Annotated in this window: 13 protein-coding genes and 1 tRNA gene; 2 read left to right on the plus strand and 12 right to left on the minus strand. The window is 49.8% G+C overall.

Annotated features, from left to right (window positions below; all coding sequences use genetic code 11):
* Nucleotides 1-16 precede the first annotated feature (16 nt).
* Both RJ53_RS02125 and RJ53_RS02130 read left to right on the plus strand, forming a co-directional pair.
* A complete protein-coding gene (locus RJ53_RS02125) occupies nucleotides 17-787 on the plus strand; it encodes a hypothetical protein (protein ID WP_211529959.1) in 771 nt (256 codons plus the stop codon).
* Between the two features lie 81 nt (nucleotides 788-868).
* Nucleotides 869-1609, plus strand: a complete 741-nt coding sequence (locus RJ53_RS02130) for a SagB/ThcOx family dehydrogenase (protein ID WP_211529960.1) — start codon at nucleotides 869-871, stop codon at nucleotides 1607-1609.
* A gap of 95 nt (nucleotides 1610-1704) precedes the next feature.
* Here the strand turns inward: RJ53_RS02130 and RJ53_RS02135 are convergent, their stop codons facing one another.
* The 12 genes from RJ53_RS02135 to RJ53_RS02190 all read right to left on the minus strand — a co-directional run bounded on the left by RJ53_RS02135 (nucleotide 1705) and on the right by RJ53_RS02190 (nucleotide 14775).
* Complete coding sequence (locus RJ53_RS02135; protein WP_211529961.1) at nucleotides 1705-3129, minus strand: Fic family protein; 1425 nt, start codon at nucleotides 3127-3129, stop codon at nucleotides 1705-1707.
* Nucleotides 3116-3760, minus strand: a complete 645-nt coding sequence (locus tag RJ53_RS02140; protein ID WP_211529962.1) for a DUF4062 domain-containing protein — start codon at nucleotides 3758-3760, stop codon at nucleotides 3116-3118. Before RJ53_RS02140 ends, RJ53_RS02135 begins: the two co-directional genes overlap by 14 nt.
* A gap of 251 nt (nucleotides 3761-4011) precedes the next feature.
* Entirely contained in the window at nucleotides 4012-5235 is a 1224-nt protein-coding gene (locus RJ53_RS02145; protein ID WP_211529963.1) for a serine hydrolase domain-containing protein, read from the minus strand.
* Between the two features lie 117 nt (nucleotides 5236-5352).
* On the minus strand, nucleotides 5353-5997 hold the full coding sequence (gene wrbA / locus RJ53_RS02150) for an NAD(P)H:quinone oxidoreductase (RefSeq protein ID WP_211529964.1): 645 nt from the start codon (nucleotides 5995-5997) through the stop codon (nucleotides 5353-5355).
* Nucleotides 5998-6218: 221 nt separating this feature from the next.
* Nucleotides 6219-7520, minus strand: coding sequence for an ATP-binding protein (locus RJ53_RS02155; protein WP_211529965.1), 1302 nt, complete (start codon nucleotides 7518-7520; stop codon nucleotides 6219-6221).
* Between the two features lie 260 nt (nucleotides 7521-7780).
* Nucleotides 7781-7891: transfer RNA gene (locus RJ53_RS02160), tRNA-Met, on the minus strand.
* Nucleotides 7892-8004: 113 nt separating this feature from the next.
* Nucleotides 8005-9486, minus strand: coding sequence for an acetyl-CoA carboxylase biotin carboxylase subunit (locus RJ53_RS02165; protein ID WP_211529966.1), 1482 nt, complete (start codon nucleotides 9484-9486; stop codon nucleotides 8005-8007).
* Entirely contained in the window at nucleotides 9483-11228 is a 1746-nt protein-coding gene (locus tag RJ53_RS02170; RefSeq protein WP_211529967.1) for a pyruvate/oxaloacetate carboxyltransferase, read from the minus strand. Before RJ53_RS02170 ends, RJ53_RS02165 begins: the two co-directional genes overlap by 4 nt.
* Before the next feature lie 72 nt (nucleotides 11229-11300).
* On the minus strand, nucleotides 11301-12563 hold the full coding sequence (locus RJ53_RS02175; protein WP_211529968.1) for an ATP-binding cassette domain-containing protein: 1263 nt from the start codon (nucleotides 12561-12563) through the stop codon (nucleotides 11301-11303).
* Nucleotides 12556-13173 (minus strand): ATP-binding cassette domain-containing protein, encoded by a 618-nt coding sequence (locus tag RJ53_RS02180; RefSeq protein ID WP_211529969.1) that lies wholly within the window; start codon nucleotides 13171-13173, stop codon nucleotides 12556-12558. Before RJ53_RS02180 ends, RJ53_RS02175 begins: the two co-directional genes overlap by 8 nt.
* The gene (locus tag RJ53_RS02185) at nucleotides 13170-13688 is read right to left on the minus strand and encodes a biotin transporter BioY (protein ID WP_211529970.1); all 519 of its coding nucleotides are present in this window, start codon (nucleotides 13686-13688) and stop codon (nucleotides 13170-13172) included. The genes RJ53_RS02180 and RJ53_RS02185 overlap by 4 nt, the downstream gene beginning before the upstream one ends.
* A gap of 106 nt (nucleotides 13689-13794) precedes the next feature.
* Nucleotides 13795-14775, minus strand: coding sequence for a biotin--[acetyl-CoA-carboxylase] ligase (locus RJ53_RS02190; protein ID WP_211529971.1), 981 nt, complete (start codon nucleotides 14773-14775; stop codon nucleotides 13795-13797).

Genomic DNA, 14775 nt, shown 5'->3' on the forward strand with positions numbered 1-14775 from the left:
AGTAATGCAGGTACATATGTCACAGAAAGCTACATTCTCTCTTCTCCTGCCTGCAGTGCTCCTTGCCGGGGCGTGTATCCTTGCAGGATGTGTCGATACCGGCACAATTGAATCACAATCTCCCACAGCCCCTGCACACGTCGGGAATGAAACAGAATTCCACTTTAGTGGTCAGGGAAATGCATCTGCTGATACACACCTTTCTGAAGGTCTCCATCTCCTGAAATTCCATGTCAAAAAACCTGCTGGATCATATCCCGATGATTCGACAGTAGAGATCACGACTGAACAAGACGGATTTTTCATCAAAGGAAGTTTTACCGAGGGCGCGTATGAGGCTGCAGAGGATGACATCTGGTACAACTGGTCCCAGATTTTCGTGATAACAGAGACGGCAGATACCACCGTTGAGGTCAGACAGAAAGGAGACTGGTCTCTTACCATCACTCCCTCGGTGATGATAAATGGTGTTCCCCCGCAGAGCTTTACCGGTGTCGGCAACGCAGCAACCCCGTTCTTCATGATCCCGGCCGGGGAATACTCCTGTAAGATCACCATGGAAGAAGGAACTGTCATTGGCGCTCATCTTATCAGGTACGATGGCACGCTCCTGATGGAGAATGATCAGCAGGTGCCTCTGGCCATGCACGAGCTCCGCAATGAAAATTATGAACTCCAGGTCGGTAATTATACCTCAACACTTCCAGTGACCATCCACGATAGTGATAATTATCTCTTTAACATCATCTCAGATGGCATCTGGTCGGTCACCATCTCTCCTGCATAATGCAGGTTTTCTCTTTTCTTTTCTGTCTACCCGGTATTCTTCAGAATATTTCATCATCATGAGGGGCTATATCAGGGGACTATGCAAAAGATCGGCAGAACCTTCATGGAGATGACGAGATATGCCCACCTCCCACCGTCGGATCAGCAGCGAGGGGTCACCCCGCCCCCTCTTGAGAAGCCCTATCATGATGATGGCACCGCTATTGCACTCCCCCCTCCGGAATCAATTGCACCACCGTCATGTGAACTTAGGGAGGCGATCGAGATGCGCTCCTCAGTCCGGACCTATGCGAGGGATCCGCTCACCATCGAAGAGCTTGCTTATCTCCTCTGGGCGACACAGGGGGTCATTGAGATCGTTGATCCTTTCTATACCAAACGGAATGTTCCATCCGCAGGTGGACGCCACTCGTTTGAAACGTATCTCCTGATCAACAGGGTTGAAGGGATTGTACCAGGCCTGTACCGGTACCTGGCATTCTCCCATCGGCTCGCTCCTGTTGATATTCGCTCCGGAATTTCCGATTCGGTGATGAACGCCTGTCTTGGCCAGCCCTTCGTCCGGTCATCCGCGGTGACCTTCATCTGGTCCTGCATCATCTACAGGATGAGCTGGCGATACAGCGAAAGGGCATACCGGCTCGTCCACCTGGATGCAGGGCATCTCTGCCAGAATCTCTATCTCGCCGGTGAGCAGATCGGGTGTGGGACCTGTGCCATCGGTGCATTTGACGATGAGGCGATGGCAGAACTCATCCATGCCGATGGAGTGGAGGAGTTTGTCATCTATGCGGCAACGGTCGGGAAAAAGAAGGCATAAGGGTGTTCCCTTGTTTTCGGATCTGATCAGGATCAGGGTGCCAGTTGTTCGACAGAAGTTACAACAATTTTCTCCTTTCAGAGATTTATACGAGTTTAGACGTGGAATCCTTCGATCAGGGCTTTTCCCTTTTTTGTAAGCCGGTATTTTTGTCTGCTGCTCTTTGGCTTGTCGGGGAGAGTCATTTCTATCATGTTTTCATGAAGGGCTGGCAGAAGATATGCCTTCCTGAAGTGTTCATTATCCTTTAAACCGAGTATGTCCTGAAGATCTCGCCTTGATATCTCTCCTCTAAGAACGCCGAGTAACTTCTCTACTTCCGGGGTTACTTCCGGGGTTACTTCCGGGGTGATCTCCCGGGCAAAGAAGGTAAGGGTGACACTATGCTCCTCTTCTGACCACGTCGGCGCCGGCAGTCCACGTTCCTCACAGGCCTTCTTAATCATCACACTGCCTCTACCGAGCATCTCCATTAACCCACGAAGATAGAGCACATGGGCTATGTCCGGGTTGCGAAGTATTGAGATGTGTCCGGATAGGAGGTTATCTGCTGTCACCCCTTCAGGAAACCTGCCAGCATTCTCTATTTTCAGGTGGTCCGGATAGATTTCAATAGTAATCCCCCCTGAAAAGTTACTGTAATCCCTGTGAACAAACGCATTGACCAATCCTTCCCTTATTGCAGCTATTGGGTAGAGTTTTTCGTCCCGCCGGATTAGACTCCCCTTTTCAAAAGTTGATATTGTTGGTGTATTGCGTTGTATAAAATGGAAAACCTCCTCTAAAATTGGTACTAATGGCCCCTCGAAGGATTTCATATCGATATATGAATCGTCACCCTTACTTTTCGTAAAACAGGCGGCACGAACTCTTATCTGTGGATGACGTATTGCCGGATTGGCTCCAAAAATTACATCCCCGCCATTTGTCAGGCGCCCATAGCGGCATAACCCAAGATCTTCAAGAATCCGAATTGTACTGTTACGATCCCTAAATGTAAGCCTTGCCCTTTCAACAACAGCATCCACGGTAGAATTGATTTCATGAATATCCAGATCCTTTTGTATGTCAATGGAAGAGAAGCGGCGCTCCCAACGCTCGGGTTCAGTCTGTTTGCGGAGCACCATGTCGCGGATAATTTCGATATCCGCTTTTTTTATCTCATAATTATCAAGGATGTAGATCACATTCTCAAATGCGTATGGTAGGTCTTTGCCGGCTGGAACTTCAATAATCAATACATTCTTTGTGCCGACTTCGTGGGCTTGGACAGATACAAGCGCCCCTGGTGAAATGCCATTCGCCAACCCTTGTTCAACATCGTGGACAAGGCTATGAACATTCTCTAAGCCCATGATAGCTTCCCTGCTATTTGCACCACAAATAAGAGAACCGCCTGATGTATTTAAAAAACCACAGACTATTGGACCAATAACCTTAAGACCCCGGTATCTTGGCAGAAATTTGATGGCACGGTCATCCTCCGGTAGTAAAGCCTCATCAATCCTATCTGGGTTCATACTGATCCCTCTTCCTTACTAACGTGGATATAATAGTGCTGTTTTGTAAATTCTCTTTAACAAATGATTCGACTTCCTGATAGCGTGAGAATTGTGCCATAGCAAAAAGAGAAGCGTCATCATCGGAACTAAACTTCTGGACCCAGTCACCCTGGCGGTCCTCTGATGGCTTCTGAGAGAGGATGGCCTCTTCGTACATATTTATAACACGGAGATCATCGAGGACATGATTTTTCTCCAATGACAGGTTTTCTCGACCAATTTCTCCTTCATACCCCAGATCATCCAGAAGCGATTTGGCAATAACTACATGAGCATGTCCTAATAGCCAACGTGCCTTGTTAAGGCTAATAGCTGTTTTCAGTTCCAGATGAGTAATTGAAATACCTGTATCATTTATCTTACTACCATAACGAGGAGTAATAAATCCAAGGAAAAGATCGCACTTCTCCACCCCTGTAATGCAGTTCTCGTAAGCCGAACGGTGAGATAAGACTGGCATTGTCCCCTTGTGGGACATCCAGACTTCGTATCCAAATTCAGTTAATAGCGTATATATTCTTTCTAAAAGTTCTTCATTGCCATAAACCGTGGATGAAACCATTATTGTCAGCTTTTTATTTCTGATCATCTTTCATCAATTATATTCTTATCCAAAATATCGTATGATATGGATCAATTAAAGCCTTTTCCACTTCATATCAATGGTTGGTGTTCTTTTAATCCCATACCGTGCTCGATGGAACATGTATCTATCTCAAAAGAATCTATAACGGATATGTAATCCATCGGCAGAACCTTCATGGTGTGGAGGAGTTTGTCATCTATGCGGCGACGGTCGGGAAGAAGATAAATACTGAGAAAATTTGAACTCCTGACAAATCAGAAGCCCGCAGGCCCCCTATCTGTCAGAAACAGGAGGAGAGGTATAAGAATCTCCTCATGGACTGCTGCTGCCCGCATCGCAGAATTGGCATGGAGTGTCAGATACGTATCCTCCTCGGCAAGATAGTACCAGAATGTCGATGCACCGGGATATCCCCCGGTATGGCCATAGAGGGTCAGGTTTCCAGGTTCATCAAGAGATGTGATGATATATCCAGGTCCATACCCCTGGTTTCCAGACCCGAGAGGGCTCATATCAATATTCTTCTTTGACTGTGGTGAGATCGTCATCATCTCGTCACGGGATGACGGACTGATCAGCATGCCTGACACAAGCGCCTTGTGAAAGGCATTGAGATCAGCTGTTGTGCTCACGATATCCCCGGAACCACGATCGTACTGCTTATAGAGATTGCTGAAGTCCATGATGATGCCATCTTCCTCGAACTCTTCGAGTGCATGCATATGTGGATCCGGTAGTCTGTTGGTGCGGTGGACTGATGTATTCCTCATGCCAACCGGATTGAGAATATATTCCAGGATATATTCTTCATACGTTCTGCCTGATGCCCTGTCGATGATCAGAGTGAGGAGGATGTAATTGACATTCGAATAGGTATACCCCATCCCCGGATCATACAGTGGACCTGCATGAAGGCTATCCCACATGCCCTGTTCGTAGGAAACGGTGTATCCTGGGTTCTCGTATTCTTCCAGAACCAATGACATTTCATCATAGTCCGCAATACCGCTTGTATGGTCAAGAAGCTGACGGATTGTTATCTCATCGCTCATTGCAATCGCCTCCATGATATCAACCGGAAGATAGGAGTCGATTGGATCATCGAGGGCAAGCTTCCCCTCTTCGGCAAGCTGAAGGATTGCAACGCTGACAAATGGCTTTGTCACGCTTGCAATAAAGAAATGCATCCCGGTTTCAGCCGGTATCGGAGGGGAGAGTGCGGCATATCCTGTCGCATGGCGCCATCTCCAGTCCGGGGTCTCAATCTCGATGACTGCTCCGGGGATCTCAGCATTGGTGACACCATCCGAGACTATTTGTTGGAGCCTGACCTCAACTGAAGGAGGTGGCGATGTCAGGAGTTTATCATAATCCTCAGACACAGGTTCTGGAGAGTGAGTACATCCGGGGATAAGAGCAGATGCTATTACGAGCATTATCAGGATTGGGAGAATAGCTATCCGGAAATGAAAAGGCATGAACATTGATCTCATTTTCAGGAAAAAACGTTCTGATTGGTGATAGTCGTCAAAATGAACAACGGGGAGAATATGCTGTGACTTTCTGATGGTAACAATGCCTTCAGGGATTCCGGGTCAGATTCCAAGCTCCTCCCTCATAGATTCATAATTCTCTGAGAGTCGGCTCGCGAGAATCGCAACATACCTCCCCTGCCAGCAGGCTCCTGCCAGTTCGTTCTCTGACGGCCATCGCTCACCTCCCTCTCCGGCAATCGTTGATGCACCATAGGGTGAGCATCCCGTCACCTCATCGGTCCTCGACTGACCGGTGAAGCCATAGGGGAGGCCGGCAATGACCATGCCATGATGGAGAAGGGTGATCTGTGTCGAGAGGATCGTCGACTCCTGGCCCCCATGCTGGGTTCCCGTACTGGTAAAGACGCTTCCTACCTTCCCGACCAGGGCATTCTGCTGCCAGAGTCCGCCGGTTCCATCAAGGAACTGCCGCATCTGGCCGCACATATTCCCAAAACGGGTCGGTGTCCCGATGATGATCGCATCTGCTGACATCATCTCCTCACGACTACAGATCGGGATCTTCTCAAACTCCTGCTGAAACGAAGCCGCCCCCATCTTCACGATGGCCTCGGGTGGCAGGGTCTCGGGAACGCGGCGGAGAACTGCCTCGGCACCGGCGGCCCGCACACCTTCAGCAACGGCCATGGCGAGCTGGTGTACATGGCCATGGAGGGAGTAATAGATGATCAGAACAGTTGTCATGCAGGAGAGACTGAGGGTTTCTGGATGATAATGGTGCTGATGAAAGCTCCCTGTCTACTCTTAATTCCGATATCCTGAGGGATCGAAAGGAGCTTCAGAAGCAGCACCCTCTATGGAACTGTCAGGTATAATCGACGATTTGAGATGGATCTGTCGACTATAACTGATGATATTAGGTAGTGATAAAAGGGAAACGACGGTTAACTGACCCTGTTCTCCACTCAAAGGGGTTGATCATTCCGGCTGAGCCATGCATACGATGGGACGACATGTATTACTCTCCCTTCACGATCGATCTTTTCCGACTCATACTCAGTAATGATTGTTCCTTCTGAGAGGTGAAAGGTCTCCATCGCCTCTACAAGGCCCCTGATCTCCCGCTCCCTGTTCTTTGGATCTCTCAGGGACTGTGTCACCTGGAAGGCATGGGTGATGCGTCTGCCTGAACGAACAACAAAATCACACTCATAGGTGCCTTTATGATAATAGATCTCTTCATAGACTCGTTTGAGAGCCATATGGATGACATTTTCTATGAGCCGTCCCCTGTTCTCTGAGAATGCAAATGAAACCGCATTTATCAGACCCGGATCGACTGCGTAGATCTTCTTTGGGTTTGTACGCTGCTTCTTCAGTGAGTAGTCATACTTCATCAGTGTGGAGAGGAGGAAGGCATTTTCAGCATACTCAATATATTCCTGGACTGTATCCGTGGAGATCTGTAATGTATCAGCGATTTTGTTGAACGAGAGGAGGGTGCCGGTATGTGATACCAGGTAGTAGAGAAGATCGATGATCTCCCGGTTCTTCCGGATTTTATTAGGAAATATAATATCTTTGAGATAGATCGTCTCATAATAGTTCTTCAGGATCTCCATCTTCATGGTCTCATCGAATTCAAGGACAACACGGGGAAATCCGCCGTATTTCAGGTATTCACCAAATACCTTCCTCTTCTCCATAATGGTTGGATCTTGTATCTTTTGAAAACCGAGGCACTCTGGAAATGTGAGGGGGTAGACGTTTATGGAGAGGTGACGCCCGGAGAGACGTGTACTCATCTCCTGTCTGAGGAGTGTTGAAACCGAACCTGTGAGGATACACTTGATATTGCTCTTGGTATCGTACAATGTCTTAATTGCAGGAGCCCAGTATGCATAGTTCTGAATCTCGTCAATGCATAGGTAGAGGCGCTCACCACTTCCATGGCGGGCGAGATGTTCCTCGACGATAGCGCTAAGCAGCGTCGGGTCATCTGCCATGGAGAGGAAGAGGGGTTCATCAAGATTGATGTAGAGGATCGCCTGCTTATCAACACCCTGATCAAGGAGAGAGCGGATTATCTGATAGACCAGTGTTGATTTTCCGGTTCTTCGTGCACCGACAATGAGGACAACCTCCTGTGCGTTCATATACCTCTCGATTTGTGGGAAGCTGGAGAGACGATCGATTCCCGTAGCAAACTCCCTTGACGACCACCAGGGGTTCTGGCTTTCCAGTGCGATCGCTACCTTCTCATCCATTCATCGACTATAGTGGATGATATCTGATAAATCTGTCGACTATGATTGACAGTATCTGAGCAGAAGGCACCACACCCCGGTCCCGGGAGTACACCCCTTCGCTTGAAATAGTCGCACCAGATTCGCAGGATGACGGCGATACAGTCTCGGCGAAGCATAGAATAATGAACTGCTATTCTACCTGCGGTATGGGATTTGTTGTAAAAACAGAATTGGCGTACGTCGCCCAGGTTGTTCTGGATTACCAACCGACTGAAAAGTGCTGCGAGGGGGATCCGAACCCCCGACCTCCAGATATCCCAGGAGATGGCGCCTCGAACTTGCTCAAAACCCTATGAGTCTGGCGCCCTAACCAGCTAGGCCACCGCAGCAACGGTTGGTCTGCACGACTTGTGCATAATAAGGAGGTTGCCGAAACGTATATAGATTGTCATTTGAAATCCTCTCTGGCCACGGTTATAAAATCTATAAAAAAATGGGGATATTACTCACTCTTCTTCATGTGGTGGAGATAGACATTGACCGCAGCGGTGATTGCCGCAGTCTCCTTCCCCTGCCTGAGAGATTCTGCAAGTGTCTGCATCCTCGATTCCTCGTCGCGGAAGAAACGTTCGAGATTGCGCCTGATGTTCTGATCCGCGAGAAAATGGGTGTGGGTGTTCCCCTGGATGAACTGGCGGTTGTTCATCAGCGCATGATGGAGAGGAAGCGTCGTCTTCACCCCAAGGATCACATACTCATAGATCGCGCGGCGCATTCGTTCGATCGCCTCAATACGGGTGAGTCCATAGGAGCAGAGCTTTGAGATCATCGAGTCATACTGGGGCGGTATGGCATACCCGACATGAATGCCTGAGTCAACCCGTATTCCGGGCCCTCCCGGAGAGCGGTACCTGACAATCTTGCCGGGATCTGCTGCGAAGTCATTCATCGGATCCTCTGCATTGATCCGGCACTCGATTGCATGGCCTCTCAGACTTACCTGCTCCTGTTCATATGCGAGATCCTCACCTGCTGCAATGGCTATCTGCTGGCGGACAATATCCACGCCGGTTACCATCTCGGTGATGGTATGTTCAACCTGGAGACGGGTGTTCATCTCCATAAAGTAATATTCGCCATCAGCATAGAGGAACTCAACAGTTCCGGCATTTGTGTAATCACAGGTCTTTGCAACAGTAAGGGCGGAATCCGTCATCCGCTCCCGTAGTTCCGGGGTCATGATCGGGCATGGCGCCTCCTCAACAAGTTTTTGGTGTCGCCTCTGGATGGAACATTCCCGTTCATACAGGTGGATACCATTGCCACTTCTGTCGGAGAGGATCTGCACCTCGATATGGCGGGGTTTATCCAGGTACTTCTCGATGAAGATCGTCGGATCGCCAAATGCGGACTGTGCGATCCGCATACCCTTCTCGATCGCCTCGGCGATACCCGACTCATCCCAGACGATCTGCATCCCGATACCGCCACCACCAGCACTGGCCTTGACGATAACAGGATACCCGATCTCTTCTGCAAAGGCGATCCCTGCTTCAGCTGAGGTGACACCCCCTTTGGTCCATGGGAGAACCGGAACTCCGGCAGCACTCATTGCCTCCTTTGAGTCCAGCTTTGACCCCATCATATGGATGGTCTCCGAGGACGGGCCGATGAATGTGAGATTGCTCTCCTCGATGCGTTCTGCAAAATGGTAGTTCTCTGCGAGGAAGCCATAACCGGGATGGATCGCCTCGGATCCGCTCATCTCGGCGACCTCGACGATTCTATCAATGTTTAGGTAACTCTTTGAGGGGTGTGCCTCTCCAATGAGGAATGCCTCGTCGGCGTACCTGACATGGAGGGCATTTTTGTCCGGTTCCGAATAGATGGCGACCGTCTCGATACCAAGCTCCCTGCAGGCACGCATGACACGTATGGCTATCTCACCACGGTTTGCGATGAGTACCTTATCAAAGAAGCTCATTGGATCACCAGCAGTATGTCTCCGTTCTGTACTACTGATCCGACATCCACATAGATATCTGAGACCTTCCCATCGACCGGACTCTGGATCGGGTTCTCCATCTTCATCGCTTCAAGGACAAGAAGTGTCTCACCCTTCTTCACAACCTGATCGCGGTGAACCTTGATCTCAAGGACCATCCCCTGCATATTGCTCTTCACCCCACCTGGGAGATCGCCCCTTGGTATCTGGGACTTGACGGTAGCACCGACTGGTGACGAGACTGTACTTCCCCCGACAGAAACGATACGGACCGAGAAGAGCTCACCATCGACCTCGACCTCCATCGAGTCGGGGAAGTCGTTTGTGGATCCGGTATGGGTCTTCTTTGCCTGTGGAATGACTTCAGCAGTCTTCTCTCCCCGAAGGAAGGCAGGAGCGATAGCTGGATAGAGGATATATGTCAGAATATCCTCATCCTTCTTTACAAGACCCATACTGATGGCTTCTTCCCTGCTCCTCTCATACATCGGTTCAAGGAGATCTGCAGGGCGGATTGTGATCATCTCTTCTCCATCGATGATCAGCTCTCGAATCCTATCAGAGATGGGTGCCGGAGGCCGCCCATATAATCCCCTGACATAATCTTTCACCTCTTTAGTGACGTTCTGGTAGCGACCGTTCATCAGGACATTTAAGACCGCCTGCGTACCGACAATCTGGCTTGTCGGTGTGACAAGGGGCGGATATCCAAGATCCTCACGGACCTTTGGTATCTCCTCAAATACCTCTGACAACCGCTCCAGTGCATCCTGCTCCTTTAACTGGGAGACGAGGTTTGAGATCATCCCGCCTGGGAGCTGGTAGACAAGAACGTCACTGTCGATCCGCTCAGAGATGGGATCAACGAGCGCATCATATTTCCTCCTGATATCCATGCAGAGGTTCCGAACCTTCCGAAGTGCAAGGAGATCTATCCCGGTATCACGGGGTGTGCCGATCAGCGATGCAATGACACTCTCGGTAGCAGGCTGTGATGTTCCAAAGGCAAACGGTGACATTGCGGTATCGAGTATATCAACGCCCGCTTCTATCGCTGCCTGGTAACTCATCGGCGCTATCCCGCTCGTCGAATGGCTGTGGAGATCGACGAGAATATCCACCCTCTCCTTAATCCCTGTTATCAGCTCCCGTGCAGTTTCCGGCATGATCAGACCGGCCATATCTTTGATACAGACCGAATCACACCCATGGGAGTACAATTCCTCAGCCATATCGATAAATGTGGGAATGTTATGGACCGGGCTTGTGGTATACGAGATGGCACCCTGCATGTGTGCCCCGAGATCGGAGACTGCCTTCATGGAGGATTCCATATTCCGGATGTCATTCAATGCATCGAATATTCTGAAAATATCTACCCCGTTTGTGTGAGCTGCGGTGATGAACCGCTCAACTACATCGTCCGGATAGTGTCGGTATCCCACCAGATTCTGTCCGCGAAGGAGCATCTGGATTGGAGTGTCGGGCAGTGCCTCCTTGAGTGCACGAAGACGCATCCAGGGATCGTCGTTTAAAAACCGGATACAGCTATCAAATGTAGCCCCGCCCCATGCCTCCACAGAGAAGAAACCAACCTTGTTGATCTCATGAGCAACTGGTATCATATCCTCTGTACGAAGGCGTGTGGCGATGAGCGATTGATGCGCATCCCTCAGCGTGGTATCTGTGATGTGTACTCTGGAAGATTTTGAAAACGTCATCTGAACACCTCGTGGGCTGAGGAATTGTAAAAATCGAGCCTCTCAACAATTAACCTTGATACTATAAAAAACTCACCAGAAGTAAATTAAGCTTAAAATAGCGATTAATACTGCAAAAATGGTCATAATAACGTCTTTTGGAAATGTAGAAAATTTTGGTTTATGTGTTCCGCCACTCTGGAACCCCCGGATTGCAAGGAGGTTTGCTGTCTCATCTGCCCGACGGATATGAAGGAGAAGAAGGGTGAGCGCGGCAGGAATGATGGTCTTGTAGTCTATCTGCATTCCTTTTATAGAAAATGCCCTTTGTATCTCCCGAAGATCTGATCCGGCAAGATGAAAGGACTGCAGTGTCATCTCAGCAGCAAGGCCGAGATCGAAGCCGAACCTCTCTCCGAAGAACCAAACGAAGATATCCAGCATATCACCTCCCCGGAACTCTGCATATGCCCAGAAGGAGATAAGAAGGATGACTCCCATCCGGATTCCATACGAAATCCCTCCTCCGACAAGGATCTCGGTAACGACAGCCGGAACAAGGATCAGGACCCCTAGTGCAGCGAGGAGCCGCTTATCAGGAAGTCGCCGTCCCTTCTGTGCCACAACTGTCCACCAGACAAAGGCAAGAAGAGCCCCCCCGATCGAGATAAAGGCTCCAAGTGAGAGGCAGATGACGGAGAGAAGTCGGAGTCGGCCGTCCCCAAATCTCGACTGCGTCTCTTCCGGGTGGGGGCAGGCAATTGTCCTGGACTGCATGGAACCCCCCGCATCCTCCAGCTGCCCGTCTCTCATCACAAACCGCTCGTCAGAATCCGGAATAATCTCGCGTTCATGGGTGAAGATGATGGTTATACGCTCCTTTCTTTTTTGGAGCTCATGGCAGAACCATTTCTTCATATCTGCATCAAGGGATGAGAAGGGCTCATCAAGGATGAGAAGATCCGGATCCCGTGCAAGGATACAGGCGAGATTGAGCCGTTTCAGCTCACCTCGTGAGAGAGTGTGGGGATCACGTCGCCACATCGCTTCCGGAATGACCGTCAGAATAGCATTTGGATCCACTCCCCATGATCGGATCTCATCTGCAACCGTCGTTTTGGTGATATGATACTCCGGAAACTGAAGTGAGAGAATCTCTGATTCTATCCCTGATCTCCGGATTGTTCCGGTATCCGGCTTCACCTGTCCGGAGAGGAGAAGGGAGAGAGTACTTTTGCCGCTCCCGATTCTCCCGGTAATAAGGGTGGTACCGGGCACAAAGCGGTGATCGGCGGCGATGGTCATATCCCCCTGCCGGTAGATGAGAGCGTCGGCGATGAGCTCCATATCAACCATCCTGGTTCATACCCCTTGAGATGACAAACCCCTCATGAATCCGGATATGATCGTCTGAAACGTCGGCAATATTCTGATACTGGCTGCTTTGCAGCACATAGGGGGGTTGATTAGATCGTAGTGCATCCTGCATCTCCCATGCTGTCTCCTCATCAAGATGCGAGTCTGCCTCATCGATGACAAGGAGGAGAGGGGAGGTGACAAGTGCCGTAGCGAGGGCAACGAGTACCTTCTCCCCACCAGAGAGTGTCCGCATCTTTCGATTGAGCAGGCGGGAGATCGAGAGCCTCTCAGCGATCTTCATTGTTCGATCTTCGATCATCTCCATCGGGAGTCTTCGGAATCTGAGAGGGGCGGCAATCTCATCGAAGACCCGTTCAAAGAGTATATTCCTGTCAGGAAATTCAGATACCCATCCTATCTCACATGATCGCGGGGGAGATCCATCGATCAGGATCAAGCCCGCCTCTGGAAGGATAACCCCGGCAGTTACTGAGAGGAGCGTCGTCTTCCCTGCACCATTTGGTCCAAATACCGTAGTGATACCCGGCTCTATCGAGAGGGCCGGGATCCGGAGAATACCATGGGAGAGGTCGGTTATCGTTATCATGTAACTCTTCGGGCGATAGCAAGAGCAGCTATTCCTTTGAGAATATCTCCGGGAATGAAGGGGGCTACGCCGACTATTACCGCGGCAGTAAACGGCATTCCTGTGGAGAGGGAGAGCCAGGCAGATCCAAATAGGTAGATAATGATACCTGCCGAGACGATCCCGGTTATCTCTGCATGCCGGAACGTCTGTTCACAGAGGAGTCCTGCTATGAGTGCCGCCGGTAAGAATCCGATGATATACCCCCCCGTCGGTCCAAGGAGGACACCAAGCCCCGCTGTCCCATTGTGAAAGACCGGGAGGTTACAGACTCCAAGGATGATATAGAGGGCTGCAGGAAGAATCGCATACCGTTTCATAACAAGGGCCGCAAGGAGGACGAAGAGCGTCTGAAGGGTAAAGGGAACAAGCGGAAGGAATGGAACTACTATGGATATCCACCCTCCGATACTTATCAGCGCCGCGAATGTTGCAGTCCGTGTCAGGGTTTTTGCATACTCGATATTTCCATACATCGTCAACCTCCTACTTGTATGTTGGTTGACGATAAAAAAGATCAAGTCTTCCTCCGGAGATTTATAAGATAGAAAAAATCGATTGTATGTGGTGATTGTTGGATGATCAGAGGATATGGCAGTCCCCGGCGATAACACGCTCGATCTTTCCATTGTCCTTTCTGATGATCAATGCCCCGTGATCATCGATATCAATGGCTTCTCCTTCGAAGGTCTTCTTCAGTGTACGGATCTCGACTCTTCGCTCCAGTGTGCAGGAGAGGCTCTTCCATTCACGGAGGAGTGCATCATACTCATTCCGCTCGACCAGGGTGTACCGCCTCTCAAACTCGGTCAGGACACGTGCAAGGAATTTAGTCCGGTCAACTTCGTATCCGAGTTCTTCTGATATCGATGTCACCTCACGGTTCAGGACCGGCATCAGCTCCTCGACTGATACATTGACATCAATTCCGAGGCTGAGGAGACAGTAGTGAATGACATCTGCCTCGGCTGACAACTCAAGGTGCATCCCTCCAACCTTCTTATCACCGATGAAGATATCATTTGGCCATTTGATCAGAGCACCAATATCATACTCTTTTCTGATAGCCCTGGATACGGCTACTGATGCGGCAATCATGATCATGAACGCCTTCTGGATTGGAATCGATGGCTTGAGAACGATTGTAGTCCAGATTCCTCCTGCAGGAGATGCCCATGATCGACCAAGGCGTCCAAGTCCGCCGGTCTGCTCTTCTGCGAGGATAACCAGCCCCTCCGATATATCGTTTTCTATCTCCCGGATCATCTGTTTTCCAAGCCAGATGGTTGAGGGGGTGGTTGTGACATAATGAATCTCAGATCCGATCTTCTTCGTTCTGAGATGACGTTTAATCTCGTATGGAAGGAGGCGCGTCGTCCTTTTGGTCACATGATATCCCTCTTTCTGGGTGGCTTCTATCTCATACCCAAGGTCGCGAAGCTCTTCGATATGTTTCCAGACCGCTGATCGGCTGATCCCCAGCTCTTCACTGATCTTCTCTCCAGAAATCTTACCGCTCTCCCGGTCGAGGATCTTCAGGACGTTAAATGCAGCGTTATTCAT

This window comes from Methanocalculus chunghsingensis, from assembly GCF_018132105.1.
Classification (GTDB): Archaea; Halobacteriota; Methanomicrobia; order Methanomicrobiales; family Methanocorpusculaceae; genus Methanocalculus; species Methanocalculus chunghsingensis.